The organism is Afipia dichlorophenoxyacetatis (genome assembly GCF_055386385.1).
In genome coordinates this window covers 3,351,454-3,364,222 of record NZ_AP029250.1, presented here as the reverse complement: position 1 = coordinate 3,364,222, position 12,769 = coordinate 3,351,454, and the positions used below count along the sequence as shown (strand labels likewise).

At 57.5% G+C, this 12,769-nt stretch carries 16 protein-coding genes and 1 tRNA gene; 6 read left to right on the top strand and 11 right to left on the bottom strand.

Annotated features, from left to right (window positions below; all coding sequences use genetic code 11):
* Nucleotides 1-69: 69 nt before the first annotated feature.
* From ACZ5C3_RS15865 to ACZ5C3_RS15855, 3 genes are read right to left on the bottom strand one after another with little or no spacing between them, the layout of a single operon-like run.
* Entirely contained in the window at nucleotides 70-1,131 is a 1,062-nt protein-coding gene (locus ACZ5C3_RS15865; RefSeq protein ID WP_464031151.1) for a DNA polymerase III subunit delta', read from the bottom strand.
* Entirely contained in the window at nucleotides 1,128-1,817 is a 690-nt protein-coding gene (gene tmk, locus ACZ5C3_RS15860; protein WP_464031149.1) for a dTMP kinase, read from the bottom strand. The genes ACZ5C3_RS15865 and tmk overlap by 4 nt, the downstream gene beginning before the upstream one ends.
* A gap of 2 nt (nucleotides 1,818-1,819) precedes the next feature.
* Nucleotides 1,820-3,076, bottom strand: a complete 1,257-nt coding sequence (locus ACZ5C3_RS15855; protein ID WP_464031147.1) for a D-alanyl-D-alanine carboxypeptidase family protein — start codon at nucleotides 3,074-3,076, stop codon at nucleotides 1,820-1,822.
* Between the two features lie 128 nt (nucleotides 3,077-3,204).
* Between ACZ5C3_RS15855 and ACZ5C3_RS15850 the strand changes: the two genes are divergently transcribed.
* The gene (locus tag ACZ5C3_RS15850) at nucleotides 3,205-4,140 is read left to right on the top strand and encodes an alpha/beta fold hydrolase (protein ID WP_464031145.1); all 936 of its coding nucleotides are present in this window, start codon (nucleotides 3,205-3,207) and stop codon (nucleotides 4,138-4,140) included.
* Nucleotides 4,141-4,172: 32 nt separating this feature from the next.
* Here ACZ5C3_RS15850 and ACZ5C3_RS15845 read toward each other — a convergent pair whose 3' ends face one another.
* Nucleotides 4,173-5,114 carry a septal ring lytic transglycosylase RlpA family protein gene (locus tag ACZ5C3_RS15845; protein ID WP_464031143.1) on the bottom strand — a complete coding sequence of 314 codons (942 nt, stop codon included), beginning with the start codon at nucleotides 5,112-5,114 and terminating at the stop codon, nucleotides 4,173-4,175.
* Between the two features lie 468 nt (nucleotides 5,115-5,582).
* Between ACZ5C3_RS15845 and ACZ5C3_RS15840 the strand changes: the two genes are divergently transcribed.
* Both ACZ5C3_RS15840 and ACZ5C3_RS15835 read left to right on the top strand, forming a co-directional pair.
* Nucleotides 5,583-5,807, top strand: a complete 225-nt coding sequence (locus ACZ5C3_RS15840) for a hypothetical protein (protein WP_464044148.1) — start codon at nucleotides 5,583-5,585, stop codon at nucleotides 5,805-5,807.
* Nucleotides 5,808-5,925: 118 nt separating this feature from the next.
* Nucleotides 5,926-6,150, top strand: a complete 225-nt coding sequence (locus tag ACZ5C3_RS15835; RefSeq protein ID WP_464031139.1) for a hypothetical protein — start codon at nucleotides 5,926-5,928, stop codon at nucleotides 6,148-6,150.
* A gap of 385 nt (nucleotides 6,151-6,535) precedes the next feature.
* On the opposite strand, the gene ACZ5C3_RS15830 is transcribed toward ACZ5C3_RS15835, so the two are convergent.
* Nucleotides 6,536-7,102, bottom strand: coding sequence for a hypothetical protein (locus tag ACZ5C3_RS15830; protein WP_464031137.1), 567 nt, complete (start codon nucleotides 7,100-7,102; stop codon nucleotides 6,536-6,538).
* Nucleotides 7,103-7,380: 278 nt separating this feature from the next.
* Here ACZ5C3_RS15830 and ACZ5C3_RS15825 point away from each other — a divergent pair, with 278 nt between their 5' ends.
* Nucleotides 7,381-7,584, top strand: a complete 204-nt coding sequence (locus tag ACZ5C3_RS15825) for a cold-shock protein (protein ID WP_464031135.1) — start codon at nucleotides 7,381-7,383, stop codon at nucleotides 7,582-7,584.
* Between the two features lie 69 nt (nucleotides 7,585-7,653).
* Here ACZ5C3_RS15825 and ACZ5C3_RS15820 read toward each other — a convergent pair.
* Nucleotides 7,654-7,743: transfer RNA gene (locus tag ACZ5C3_RS15820), tRNA-Ser, on the bottom strand.
* Nucleotides 7,744-7,906: 163 nt separating this feature from the next.
* Nucleotides 7,907-8,923, bottom strand: coding sequence for a hypothetical protein (locus ACZ5C3_RS15815; RefSeq protein WP_464031133.1), 1,017 nt, complete (start codon nucleotides 8,921-8,923; stop codon nucleotides 7,907-7,909).
* Nucleotides 8,924-9,278: 355 nt separating this feature from the next.
* On the opposite strand from ACZ5C3_RS15815, the gene ACZ5C3_RS15810 reads away from it, so the two are divergent.
* Entirely contained in the window at nucleotides 9,279-9,545 is a 267-nt protein-coding gene (locus tag ACZ5C3_RS15810; RefSeq protein ID WP_464031131.1) for a PilZ domain-containing protein, read from the top strand.
* A 180-nt stretch (nucleotides 9,546-9,725) separates the two neighbouring features.
* On the opposite strand, the gene ACZ5C3_RS15805 is transcribed toward ACZ5C3_RS15810, so the two are convergent.
* Complete coding sequence (locus ACZ5C3_RS15805) at nucleotides 9,726-10,010, bottom strand: DUF3551 domain-containing protein (protein ID WP_464031129.1); 285 nt, start codon at nucleotides 10,008-10,010, stop codon at nucleotides 9,726-9,728.
* A 329-nt stretch (nucleotides 10,011-10,339) separates the two neighbouring features.
* Between ACZ5C3_RS15805 and ACZ5C3_RS15800 the strand changes: the two genes are divergently transcribed.
* The gene (locus ACZ5C3_RS15800) at nucleotides 10,340-10,501 is read left to right on the top strand and encodes a hypothetical protein (RefSeq protein ID WP_464031127.1); all 162 of its coding nucleotides are present in this window, start codon (nucleotides 10,340-10,342) and stop codon (nucleotides 10,499-10,501) included.
* 39 nt (nucleotides 10,502-10,540) lie between these two features.
* On the opposite strand, the gene ACZ5C3_RS15795 is transcribed toward ACZ5C3_RS15800, so the two are convergent.
* The 3 genes from ACZ5C3_RS15795 to ACZ5C3_RS15785 form a co-directional block, all read right to left on the bottom strand.
* Nucleotides 10,541-11,026, bottom strand: a complete 486-nt coding sequence (locus ACZ5C3_RS15795; RefSeq protein WP_464031125.1) for a hypothetical protein — start codon at nucleotides 11,024-11,026, stop codon at nucleotides 10,541-10,543.
* 138 nt (nucleotides 11,027-11,164) lie between these two features.
* A complete protein-coding gene (locus ACZ5C3_RS15790; RefSeq protein ID WP_464044147.1) occupies nucleotides 11,165-12,082 on the bottom strand; it encodes a DUF6537 domain-containing protein in 918 nt (305 codons plus the stop codon).
* Nucleotides 12,079-12,723: a Crp/Fnr family transcriptional regulator gene (locus ACZ5C3_RS15785; RefSeq protein ID WP_464031123.1), complete on the bottom strand. Its 645-nt coding sequence runs from the start codon at nucleotides 12,721-12,723 to the stop codon at nucleotides 12,079-12,081. The genes ACZ5C3_RS15790 and ACZ5C3_RS15785 overlap by 4 nt, the downstream gene beginning before the upstream one ends.
* Nucleotides 12,724-12,769: the final 46 nt, after the last annotated feature.

Genomic DNA, 12,769 nt, shown 5'->3' with positions numbered 1-12,769 from the left:
GAATTTCATACCAATGCCGACGACATCGCTTTCACTCGAAGCGGCGCTGCAAAGCCGGCAATTGTTCAGTTATCGAACCTGCGACGGATAACCTGCGGTTGCTTCAGCGAGCATGCTAAATACCGAGAAAACCAAAGGTTTTCGCTCAAGATTGAAGGCTTCGGTCTCGCGCGCGGCACCGTTGATCTTTTCCCATACCTCGGCAAGCCGTGCAAGGCGTGGCAGATTTGCGCCGGCATCCGGCGCATGCAGATGTCCTGTCAGCCAGCGGTCGATGGTGTCGACGAATGCCCTGAGGCCGACGCGGTCGTTGAGGCCCAGTGCGTCGCCCAGCGCGTGAAGTGCGCGCGGATCGACGCGTGGCAAGGCGTTCAAGAGTTCAAGTGTCCGTTGTTGAAGTCCCAATGCACCGCCGCCGAGCAATGTGAGCGCCCGCAAGACGCTGCCGTCAGACTCAGCGGCTGCTTCTCGCAGTGCTGGGTCACTGCTGCTCAGGCCTGCCGCTTCGGACGCTGCCCGGACGACATCGTCTGTGTTCAGCGGACGCAACGGCAGCTTGCGGCAACGTGACTGTATCGTCGCCATGACGCGAGCCGGGGCATGACTGAGCAAGAGAAACAGCGCACGCGCCGGTGGTTCTTCGAGGATTTTCAGGAGCGCGTTTGAGGCGTTGGCGTTCAGCTCATCGACGGTGTCGACCACACAGATGCGCCAGCCATCGACGGCTGCCGTCGAGCCGAAGAAGCCGATGGTTTCTCGGGACTCGTCAACTGTGATGACGCTCCGCAACGCGCCCTTCTCGTTTGCGGTTCGCTCCAGCGTCAGCAGGCCGCCATGACTACCGGCCACGACCTGCCGCACCACCGGATGATCCGGATCGACTGCAAGCGTCTCGGCGCTCTGTACGCGTGGGGATGACGGATTGGGGTGCGCAAGCACGAACTTCGCCATGCGATAGGCCAGCGTGGCTTTGCCGATCCCCTGCGCGCCGCCGATTAGCCAAGCATGAGGAATCCGCCCGCTGCGATAGGCGTTGAGCAGCGTTGCTTCCGCCTCGCGATGACCGAACAGCACATTCGTCTCGCGCGGAGCGAGCACGGATATTTCTCTTTCAGCGGACTTCGAACTCATGCCTTGTTCTGGCCTGCGATTGCCGCAGAAAAAAGATGATCCCGTAACGCGGTCCAAATACGGAATGCAACAGTTGCGGCATCAGTATTCGCATCGATCAAGACGCAACGCTGCGGTTCGTTCTTAGCGATCTCCAGATAAGCCTTGCGGAGCGTTTCATGAAACTCGAGACCCTCGCCTTCGAAGCGATCGGCCACGGCTGTCCCGCGCCGTTCGATGGCCCTCTTCAGGCCAACGGCGACGGGCACATCGAGGATGAACGTCAAATCAGGCTTGAGATTGCCGATCGTGACCCGCTCCATCGCGCGGATGAGCTGCGGATCGACGTGGCCGAGTTCACCCTGATAGACGCGGGTCGAGTCGGTGAAGCGATCGCACAACACCCACTTCCCTTGCTCTAACGCCGGTTTGATAACCGTCGCGACGTGATCGTCGCGCGCGGCTGCAAACAACAGGGCTTCTGCATCGGGTCCCAGCAACTTGCCGAGGCCGGACAACAGCAGATGGCGGATAATCTCAGCCCCAGGCGATCCGCCGGGCTCCCGCGTGGTGATCGAGGGGATTTTCCCATCGTCGAGGCGCTCGGCCAGCAGCTTGATTTGCGTCGATTTGCCGGCGCCCTCGCCGCCTTCAAACGTGATGAAGCGGCCGCGTGCTGCTCTCAATCTTTTCGCGAGATTGGCCATGGTTAGAGCTTCTCGACGCCGGCCCGAAAAAGTCCAATGACAAGTTCGCTCGCTCCATCGAGTGCACGGCGTGTGGTCGAGCCTTTTTCGATGGATTCACCCGCGAGAAGCGGGGTTTCAAGCGCGAGGTTGGTGCCGCGCCATACCTTCAACGTGCCGATTTGCTGCCCCGTCTGGATCGGTGCCTTGACCGGACCATTGTAGACAATGCGCGCGAGCAACTTGTCGTTGCCGTTGCGCTGGATCATCACCTTCACAGGCTCTGACGTCGTCAGCTTGACCGAGCCGCTGTCGCCGCCGAACACCTTGGCGTAACCGACCGTCTGATCCTGCGCGAACAGCGTCCGGATCTCGAAGCTGCGGAAGCCCCACTCCAGCAATCGCTTGGCCTCCGCCGCCCGGTCATCGGAATCTTCCAGGCCATTCACGACAACGACGAGCCGGATACCGTTCTGCACGGCCGAGCCGACCATGCCGTAGCCGCCTTCTTTGGTGTAGCCCGTTTTCAGGCCGTCAGCGCCTTCGAGCGAGTTCAGAAGCGGATTGCGGTTTTGCTGCCGGATCTTATTCCAGGTGAATTCACGTTCGCCGAACAGCTTGTAGAAATCCGGATAAGTCAGAATGATGTGGCGCGCGAGCATGCCGAGTTCGCGGACGGTCATCTTGTTTCCGGGATCCGGCAGGCCGTTGACATTGCCGAAGGTCGATTTGCTCAAGCCAAGTTCGCGTGCGCGGTTGGTCATGCGCTCCACGAAATCGCGCTCGTTGCCGGAGATGCCCTCGGCAAGTGCGATGCAGGCGTCATTGCCGCTCTGGATGATGGCTCCGTGCAGCAGGTCATCGACCTTCACGCGGCTGTTGATGGCCGCGAACATCGTCGAGCCGCCGGAGGGCGCTCCGCCTTTCCGCCAGGCATTCTCACTGATCTTGTATTCGTCCTCGAGCTTGATCTCGCCCTTGGTCAAGGCGTTGAAGGCCACCTCGACAGTCATCAGCTTCATCATGCTCGACGGAGCGCGCAGCTCGTCTGCGTTCTTTTCAAACAGAATGCTGCCGGACTTCGCCTCGATCAGAATGGCGGTCGGCGCGCCGCTATCAAAGCCGCCTTCGTCCTTCTTGGCGCCCTGAACGCTATTGTTCGCTGCCTTGACTGCGCCGCCGAATATGACCGCGCCCGCCAGCAGACTGACGGCAACCACGCGCCAGGTGCGCCCTGAGGGGCGCTTGCAGATCCGGGAGAGGAACGAAATGGCTGCCATGCGTCGATTCCTAAGGACGGCGTTGTAACAGTTGGCATAATGGCAAACAACGCAGTGTTTTCGGCTATCCCGCCGGCCTAGCTGGCCTTTTAGGCGTTCCAAGCCAATCCTTTAGCGACGGAGACTAGATGTCCACATCGAGGATGATCTCGGCCAACGGTATCGACATGTTCGTCACCGAACAGGGCTCTGGTCCGCTGGTTTTGCTTTGCCATGGCTGGCCGGAATTGTCCCATTCGTGGCGACACCAACTCCCTGCCCTTGCCGCGGCGGGTTTCCGTGTCGTGGCTCCCGACATGCGCGGGTTCGGCCGCACGTCAGCGCCACAGGACATCGAAGCTTACTCGATTTTCAACCTGGTCGGCGACATGGTTGCGCTGGTGACCGCCCTCGGTGAGAGAGAGGCGATTATTATCGGCCACGACTGGGGCGCTCCGGTGGCGTGGCACGCGGCTCTGTTCCGGCCCGATATCTTCAAGGCGGTCGGTGGTCTCAGCGTACCCCCACCTTTTCGTGGGCGCGAGCGTCCGATGGAGGCGCTCGCCAAGAACGGCGTCACCAATTTCTACTGGCAGTATTTCCAGACACCGGGCGTCGCGGAAAAAGAGTTCGAACGCGATATCGACTACACCATGCGCGCCATTGCCTACGGTGTAGATACCCTCTTTCTCAAAGATGGCTTCGGCTTTCTCGGTGATACGTCGATCGAGCGCAAATTGGCCAGATGGCTCACGCCGGAAGATCAGACCCACGTCGTCGAAAACTACACGCGATCCGGCTTCCGCGGCGGCTTGAACTGGTATCGTAACCTCGATCGGAATTGGGACCTGACCGCGCCCTGGCAGGACGCGAAGATTGAGCAGCCCTCGATCTTTATCGCCGGTGCCAAGGATGCCGTCATTACGGGTATTATCGGCGGCAAGCGCGTGACTGAAATGGAGCGCGTGCTGCCGAACCTGAAGCGCAAGCTGATCATCGAGGGCGCCGGGCATTGGATCCAGCAGGAACGCCCGGCCGAGGTGAATGATGCGCTGATTGCGTTCTTGAAGGAGGTCTCCGCTTAAACGCGGAGAAGATCGGCGTCTTGTCCGGTCTCTTAGTACAGGCCCCGGGCAGACATCAGGCTCGAGCTTCCGTCACGCGACGCCGGTGCATAAGCTGCAACCGGCTTGGCCGATGGCGCGGCTTCGGCCGCCTCATCCTCGCTGCTCTCCGCGACGACAGCCGGGGTGAGACGCCGGCCTCGAACGCGGGACGAGGCAGAGACTTCCGACATGCGGTTGGACGCCGAGACGTCTTCAGCCGTATTTCCGAGGCTGTAAGGACGTCCTTGCGGAAGCGGAACATCCCCTGCGGCTACGCCACGGGTTGCCGATACGGCTTCCGGAATGAATGGACGCGCCGATGCGATGCGGACGTTGGATGGCGCAGGCGCTGGCTCGCCGGTCCGAAGGGTCGCCATCAACTGACGATCATCGGATCCTTCAAGGGGCGCGCGGCCGACATATTCAACGCGGACACGACCGATGCCGTTGTCGCGGAATTCGAGCAGCCGGGCGGCGGTATTCGAGACGTCAATGAGGCGATTGCCATGGTATGGGCCGCGATCATTGACGCGAACGATGACGGACTTGCCATTGGCGAGATTGGTGACGCGCGCGTAACTCGGCAGCGGCATGGTCGGATGCGCCGCGGTCAGCGAGGTCATGTCGAACACCTCGCCGTTGGCTGTCAGGCGTCCGTGGAAATCGTCGCCATACCAGGATGCCAGTCCTTCGGCGCGATAGTTGACGTTTTCTTCAGGGACGTAGGTTCGCCCGCCGACGACGTAAGGCTTGCCAACGCGATACGTGCCGCCCCCCTTGGGGACGGGCTCGCCGAATTCCACCACTCGCGGGCTGGATGAGACGCCGTATTTTGGATCGACGCGGCTGGCGAACTTATTCGATGATGCGCAGTTCGCGACAAGCAGGCACACGACGCTTGCCGTCACGGCACGCGCGACACCTCTGCCCGACCCGTTGGCGCTATTCCCCATAAAACACCAATAACATCCCAAAGCCCGTTCGCCTACCGCGAGGCGATGGCTAAGAGATCACTTCTTCCCTCGTTAAGAACTAACCTATCCCGCGGGCTTGGGAAATGGCGCGCCGGTGGACGTGGTAAACCAAGAGTTGATTTTGGGGATATCTACGCCCGTCCCTGCCGGTGGTTGTTGTGTGGGATACGACCAAAAAGCCAGCTGCATCCGAAGTTTAAGGAGCAGATCTGACACAGCAGGTGGGAATGCGAGACCACTGATTGACCAACGTGGCTTTGGGCATCGGGCTGACAAAGATCTTTTCCATGACAGAATCGCAGAGCGGCGGATGCACTCGGCTCGCACCTTCCGGTTGCGGGAAGAGCCAACGATTTCGCACCAGTAACTAATCCTCAAACAACCCGGTGCGGAACTTTTCGATGTCCTCGTACTTAAATCTCGTTGTTCGTCGCGTGGGAGGACCGAATGGCACTCACTTTGCTGGGCGCGCTGTTCGTGTTTGGAGGATTCCTCGTCCTGGTTGCTCTGCCGATTTGGCGCGGCCGCTTGAGCGATGTCAGGCGAACTCCTACAGCGATGCAAGAACCAACCCTGGAGCCTCCTAAACCTGGTGCTGGTTTTAACGCCAAAGAGAATTGGTTTGGCTTGACGCTGATGGCGTTAGGCAGCGCTCTTTTGCTTCTGAGTTAGACAACAAAAACGGCCCGACGACGCGATTACAGCGACAGTTGATTTCCATACTTTTCATTACGGCGCTTTGTCGTGCCGAAATTCATTGTTCTCCAATTTCATAATGCGAGGCGTGTCGATGAACGAGACAGCCAAGGTTATTATTGCACATCTGCCTGCCGTCGAGCCTGTCATGGAAGAGGACGGTCCGGTGATGGGAGTGGAAGCGGCAAGATCCATCCTGGATGCGTTGGATATCGCCGGGCTCAAGATTGTATCGGCGAGCGATCTTCAAGCGGCTGCCAATGAAGCCGCAGCCGCGCTTCGGACGCTTGAGCAAAAAGCCAAACAACGGGGCGAATAAATAAGCGTGTCGTCGGCCGCGTGGGGTCTCTACTTGTGGCTCGTGATTCTCGAGCTGACAAATGCGGCGGATATGGCTGGCTGCGAGCTCGCCAAATCGTCTAACCCCTTTGAGTGACGGAACGGAGAGCCCGCGCAGAGTTTGTCCTGTGCCGCTTTCGAGGTCACAGCGGCGAGGCCCGGCTGGGCGTTATCCCCCTACCCACACCGCCCGGCCGGGCCGACCGCGCCTGTGCGTGTGGACAAGTGCGTCTCCTTCGCCTGCTAGACGATATCGGCGGCTTCCCGTCTCGATTTTCTGGCGGAGGTGGTGTCCGCTCCTGCTCGTCGCCGAAACAAGAGCGTTGCGTTTGGCCACGGCATCCATTGAGGCGGCCTCGCCGAGACTAAAAGTTTTTGCATATAGACATCGCGCCCGTGCGCGTACACGACAATAGCTGATATGGATCCCAATAATGCACGGTCCCCTTGGGATAGTCGCAATTGTCCCCCGAGACACAATCCATGCCGTACTCGTTGATGAAATGACCCGGCGCGAGCTTGACAGTGCTGCTGGGTTTTTGACTGGACGGACTCTTCTGGCGTTCGACGCGCAAGAGCTTGTATCCGTGGGCGCGCATGCAATCGAGAAATTGCTTCGACCCATAGCTGAGCTCGCTAGACGGATCGCAGACTTTCGTCATCGCTTGCACGCCGACGTCGATTTGCTCGTTCGTCATATGCGGCGGGCGATGGATGAGAGTGAAGTCGTATTGATAATTATCCGCGAAGGCCGGCGCGGCGGCGACAGCGTTGGTCAGCGTGATGGCCAGGAAAATAAAACGCGTCATATCTAAAAGTGTCTGCCCCAAAAAGAAGTTGGGTGAAATCAGAGGCTTGTGATTCAGTCGGTGTTGAAGCATCGACGAGAAGCACATGTGGACCGATATGACCCGGGCGAAGTATGCCAGCAAAGGACTGCGGTCTTCAAGCGAAGAGACTGGCTGTGCCTATACCAATGAGTCCGGAAAACACTGCTACCAGGGCGGTCCACTCTCGCCAGCACGCGACGGCGCAACTGGGCGGACTTCCAGCATCAAAGCCTGAGTGAAAGCCTGCCGCGGCTCGCTGCCTAACTAACATCTGAGGACGGCTGAAAATCCAACCGTCCTCCTTTCCCCGCGAATCACTATTGTCACGGGTGATAATCTCGGGTTTGCTGAGCGTTCTTAAATTTCTGGAGATTTCAAAAGTGGCTACAGGAACTGTGAAGTGGTTCAACCCGACAAAAGGCTTCGGTTTTATTCAGCCTGACCAGGGCGGCAAGGACGTCTTCGTCCATATTTCCGCAGTCGAAAAGGCCGGCCTTTCGAATCTCAACGAAGGCGCCAAGGTGAGCTACGAGATCGTTGCGAACCGGGGCAAAGAGTCAGCAGAGAACCTGCGCGTAGGTTGATAAGGATTGTGCGCAAACTTGCGCACATCCTTTAGAAATTCGTCCAAGACATTGATTTCGCTAGTTTTCTGGCGGAAGGGGTGGGATTCGAACCCACGGATGCCTTTCGACATCGCCGGTTTTCAAGACCGGTTCCTTAAACCACTCGGACACCCTTCCAAGTCGTTGAATTGTATAGCTAAACCCTGAGAAGGGGCCGGCAGCTTGAGCTGTCGTCTTTGCTAACCAACATTCCGACGTGCTTCTTTATTGCAGCATGCGGAGCTTCGTCAACGCGCGTCACGTTCTAACCAAAGATCTCCTGTGGCTACGATCTGCGCCCTCAGCCGGGTTTGGTGTGTGCGGTGACGGCCCCTTTTGCGAACAGGCCATCGTAGAGTGCAAAACAACCCCAGGCGGGCCCCAGCATCAATACCGGCGTAAAGAGCGCGCCCCAGTAGGTGTTGAACGGTTTGCCAATCACGGCGAAAAGCACAAGATAGGTCGCAACGAAAAGGCCCGATCGTGTCCCATTAGGCCAAGCGATGAAGCCAAGCATCGCAATCGGTAACAGCAACGCCGTCCAGTTCAGAGAGATGATGCTGAACAACCCATTGAACTGCGCCGTTTCTAGTACGAATTTCAGGCCGCCGAATTGGACCCAGCCCGCGTTGTAGGCGCGATCCGCCTCCCCGAGCTGCTGCTTCACCATGATCCAGTGCCAAGCGAAGTACGCAGCATAAATGACGAGACCGACAACCAGGAATTTGAGTTCTTTCCACTGCTTCTCACGCAGCGCGAGCCACATGCAGATCAGCAAATAAGGGCCTGCCAATTCTCGTATGAAAAGCGCCGCAATCGCGGCAATTGCACCCAGTATGCGCGAGCCGTTGCCATAAGCGCTCACCGAGAAAAGGATGAGGATGCCAGCGGATACCTCGGTAAAGACGACACTCTCGGAGGCGCCAAGGCCGACAAGATTTGTTGCCAGCGCAACGAAAGTTGCGGCCGCAATGATCGGGCCGCCATCGTGCCGGACCATCCGATAGATCAGCAGCACCGAGACCATTGCCAAGCCGGCGAGTAAGCCTTGGGCCCACCGAAGCGACGGCAAGTGCGCAAGCAACTCCGCCCATGCAGGTGTTCGCCAGTTGAAGACCGAAGCCGTGCCGTAGTTGTTTGCCAATAGGATTTGATGCGCGGCGGTGTAGTAGCCGGCGCCGGCGCGAATGCGCTCTACGATCTGAAGATATGTTGCGCTGTCACTTACGCCTGCATCCGTGGAAATGGCCGGATTGGACGTTCTCAATGCGACAAAGAGAACCAGACCAATCGCAACGATCAGAGTTGTGATTGCCAAGAACCGCACTTGGCGGCGCTGCATGTGTGAGAGACGCGTCGTGACCAATGGCGGACCGGATAGTGTTACATTTGAGAGCTAATCAACGACGGAAGGGGTGGAATGTGCAACCACTTTTTCTCCGGCGTTTTCCTTCGCCATTGCACATGTTCTCCCGCCCTTCCCAGAGAAACGAGTCGCTGGCATGCAATTTGACACGGGGATGATTGGCTGAGGTGGCGGGTGCCCAGACTGGGTCTCAGTACTTGCTTTGGTTAATGATTTCTTGCGGCGGGGCCCCTTATCTGGAGCTTTGATTCAAATTTTCCGAAAGTTCTGCGGCGTATCGAGGTGCAATCAGAAACGGAGGCATCTCATGGCTGTTTTCAAACGTGAAAATCGAAAGGCTCGTCACAGGACCAAACACGACGCGTGGGTCGCGCTCGACGGCGGCTTTGCAAAGCGCAGTTGCACCATCCTCGATCTCTCGGCTGGTGGAGCTCGCATTCAGCTCTCGGATTCGAGCTTGAACGAAAGCAAGCTCGATCTCGCCTTCTCAAAGGACGTCAGAAAGACGACCCGATGCCGGGTAGTTTGGCGTAAGGGGTCGATCGTCGGCGTCGAATTCCTCACGCGCACTTAAATCTAACGGCGATCGCGCGATGGAAAGCACAGCGCTCGACATCATTGCCATCGTTCTCTTGCTGCTTGTGGCCGGCCCGCTGCTGGTCAGGCAGATCCTTGGATGGACGGACGAACAATGACCTGCCAGCGGCACAACCACGTGCCGCCGCATTCCTCTAAAGATCGCGATCCCGTTAGTTTATGCTGGTTCGCCTCGGCGGGTCTGGCGACGAGTGCGATTGCGCTTCACCGGCTCCGGATCGGGGTTTTTAAACTGAAGCCGCCAATTGGGCTCACACCACCCATTCAATCCGCTTGCGGCCGCGCGGCACTGATCCATGGTCGTGTACAGACAATCTTCGAGCATACCCCCCCAACCTATAACGTGGTGGTTGCAGTACGGATATTCCGTCGCCTGCGCCTTCTGCTGACTGAAGACCAGTAGTCCTGTCAGCGTCAGAAGGGCCAGAGTTACATTGCGCATGATGACCTCATTTCAGAGAAGCGGCTGTCGTAAAACTACGTACCCCTGCAGCATACTCAACCAACACTTGGAGTTCTTCGATCAAAACCCGGAGAACGGGAAATATTCCGAATTTTCCGCGCAGCCCTGCCAATATTTGGCGCGATGACTATCTGTTGAAGGACGGAGCTGGGTTGGCGCTGAAGGAGAATTTTTGATGGACCCTTCTATAAGTGCTGCAGATCTTTCGTTTATTCTTTGCGGATTGATTGTCGCGTTGGGGACCCTGCTGGTCTGGGCAATCCGGATCGCGGATAGATGGGTTTCGATGGTCAAGGTCAGGAGGGGTCGTGACTGATCAGGAGCACGAGAACAAAGCGCGGGACCTGAAGATTGCCCGGAACGAGGCCTCGCGTGAACAGGCCAGCAGCGTTCGCGTTTCAACGTGGGCGATCGGTATCGCGGTTGTCCTAGGGCTGGCTGTGTTGGTCTTGGCACTCATGCTGAAGTGAAGTGGATTGCCCTTCCCTGAGGATGATCCTGGATGAGCGCTACTTTCCAAACGTCATGTCGACGCATTTTAATACGTCTGGAGCTATCCCGACGTTGATGATCATACATCCTTTGGCCTTCAAGGTGGTCGTGTCGCTGACCCAGATGGCCGTCCCTCCTGAGCCGAAGAAGGCATTGGTGTTCGGTGGTTCCGTTTCGGTCGCATCAAATGCGTAGGACGAATCCTCGGCGAATATCCGCGCCTTGAGGGTACATCCGCCGTCCGTATCGACCTTCAAAACCTCTTTGTTGTCACGCGTGACCGCAACGTTGAGCTGACAACGATAGAATTCCGATGTGCGGGAATTGAAGATATAGGCGAAGGACTTGCAGTTGATGTTCTGCAGCTTGCCAGCCGTCAGACCGCGTCCACAGGCAATGCGTTGATTGTTGCTGAGTTTGATGTCATCCGCCGCATTCGCACTCGCGAGACCACCCAGACCAATAAGTGTCAAAACAAAAATAAATCCAAAAAATCTGGTCATCCTAGCTGTCTCCACCACGCCCGCAGTCGCATCACGACTCTGTCCCTCGGGCAGTAAACCCTAGAACAAATATGAACGACAAGCCATCTGGCCGCGGTCGCATCGGAAAACACGTCGTTGTGTATTTTCACCCAATCCTTAGGTCTCCGCCCTGCTCTCCCGCCTTGCCTCCGCTCTGATATGTTCGATGACATTCAAAAGGCGGTTATTCCCCGGCTCTTCCATTGCGGCCTGTCGTGCGTCCCTTACCGCATCCGTCAGGTTTTGCAGTGGCAGCGTGCCGTCGCAGGTCGGCTTTACAAGGCTGTCGATAATCACGTTCCATGTCGACAGACCGTGGTGGTACTGGTCACCGTGCCCTTTGATGAGCATCGCGGTTCTGACGACTTCAGGCGCAGCGGCTGGCTGTTTCACCAGACAGCGATCAACCATATGCAGCCAACGCTCGACCCAGGTCCTCTCAGTCTTGAAGCGCTGTGAAAAAGGCCGGCTGATACGTAGCGCCGAAAGCCCGCGCAGCCGAAGGAGAGAGAAATAGCCGGTCGCGCGGAAACGCATCGTCACAGTCCGGTGGGACAGACGTGCCAGCCGCAATCGCGCAAAAAGATTCTGTGCTTTCGCCGCCGCCTTTGAGGGGAGCATATGGATAATCTCATCCCAGCGGAATCTCTCCACCCGGATCGACGAGTTGCGATCCGGCCTCGCTGTTGCGCCCCCTGCCTCTGTCAACTTCAATTGTGCGATGCAAATCGGATCTTCAAATTGCATTCGTTGGAATAAAACACTTGCGAGCTCCCCGAGGGTCGGCAGAAGCGGACCTCGCGGTCCGATATAGCGTTCAATGCGATCGAGGTAGAGCAACGCGTAATCAGGGTCCTGGTAATCAATCAAGGAATGGACGGCCTGAGACACGATTGGCACAACATCCGCCGGCAACCGGGCAGACAGCGCAGTCAACGCGTTGCGGGCTACCCACGGATTTCTCGTCTCTTCTCCAAAATAGCGCTCTTTTAGAAGCCTGAAGGGAGACTGTGGAACTTTGACTCTGACCTTCACGATGTTGCCTGTGCGCTGCTCTCTGCAAGTTGAGCTTCAAGCCGCCCCACATTCTGAAACAATCGGGCACTGACCAGCTTCAGAAAGTAGAATCCGAACTCTGGATTCTGGACGTAGAGCTCTTCCACTTTCTGATAGGTCACGCTCAGCACCAGTCCGCTCTCGATACATTCGAGCGTCTGCGTTCTTTTATTTGACGGCGAAAGCATGCCAAGTTCACCGACGATGGCGCCGTTCGGCAGTTCGATCCCCGATTCCACAAGACGAAACCGGCCGTTGACGATGTAGAACATCTCCTCCGCCTTTTCGTGCTTGTAGAACAGGACCTCACCCGCTCTGCACTTCCGCTCGGTCATGAATGGCTTCAACCAGGCCATCGACAGATCGCTGTTGACCGACTTCTTGACCTCGCGGACCAGCAACAGCATTTCGCGCAGCCGATAGATGTTTAGCGGCAGCAGAATGAGATGAAGCGCCATGATGGCGTAGTGGTGATGCGGGAGCGAATACGCGATCAGGAAGACGTTGGTAAGGATCCCAAAGATGCGAAGCGGGATCATCGTCCGCATCGTATATCCGGCGACAACGAATGCGGATGCGATAAAGCCACCCGCACCGGAGACGAGACCTGATACGTCCATGGGAATCAACCTGATGATAGATAAGGGATAATCGAATAATCCTATT

Coding starts and splice junctions, on each gene's coding strand:
- ACZ5C3_RS15810 (WP_464031131.1), top strand. CDS start 9,279: ATGGCTGTTTTCAAACGTGAAAATCGAAAGGCTCGTCACAGGACCAAA.
- ACZ5C3_RS15865 (WP_464031151.1), bottom strand. CDS start 1,131: ATGAGTTCGAAGTCCGCTGAAAGAGAAATATCCGTGCTCGCTCCGCGC.
- ACZ5C3_RS15805 (WP_464031129.1), bottom strand. CDS start 10,010: ATGCGCAATGTAACTCTGGCCCTTCTGACGCTGACAGGACTACTGGTC.
- ACZ5C3_RS15835 (WP_464031139.1), top strand. CDS start 5,926: ATGAACGAGACAGCCAAGGTTATTATTGCACATCTGCCTGCCGTCGAG.
- ACZ5C3_RS15840 (WP_464044148.1), top strand. CDS start 5,583: ATGGCACTCACTTTGCTGGGCGCGCTGTTCGTGTTTGGAGGATTCCTC.
- ACZ5C3_RS15845 (WP_464031143.1), bottom strand. CDS start 5,114: ATGGGGAATAGCGCCAACGGGTCGGGCAGAGGTGTCGCGCGTGCCGTG.
- ACZ5C3_RS15850 (WP_464031145.1), top strand. CDS start 3,205: ATGTCCACATCGAGGATGATCTCGGCCAACGGTATCGACATGTTCGTC.
- tmk (WP_464031149.1), bottom strand. CDS start 1,817: ATGGCCAATCTCGCGAAAAGATTGAGAGCAGCACGCGGCCGCTTCATC.
- ACZ5C3_RS15795 (WP_464031125.1), bottom strand. CDS start 11,026: ATGACCAGATTTTTTGGATTTATTTTTGTTTTGACACTTATTGGTCTG.
- ACZ5C3_RS15785 (WP_464031123.1), bottom strand. CDS start 12,723: ATGGACGTATCAGGTCTCGTCTCCGGTGCGGGTGGCTTTATCGCATCC.
- ACZ5C3_RS15855 (WP_464031147.1), bottom strand. CDS start 3,076: ATGGCAGCCATTTCGTTCCTCTCCCGGATCTGCAAGCGCCCCTCAGGG.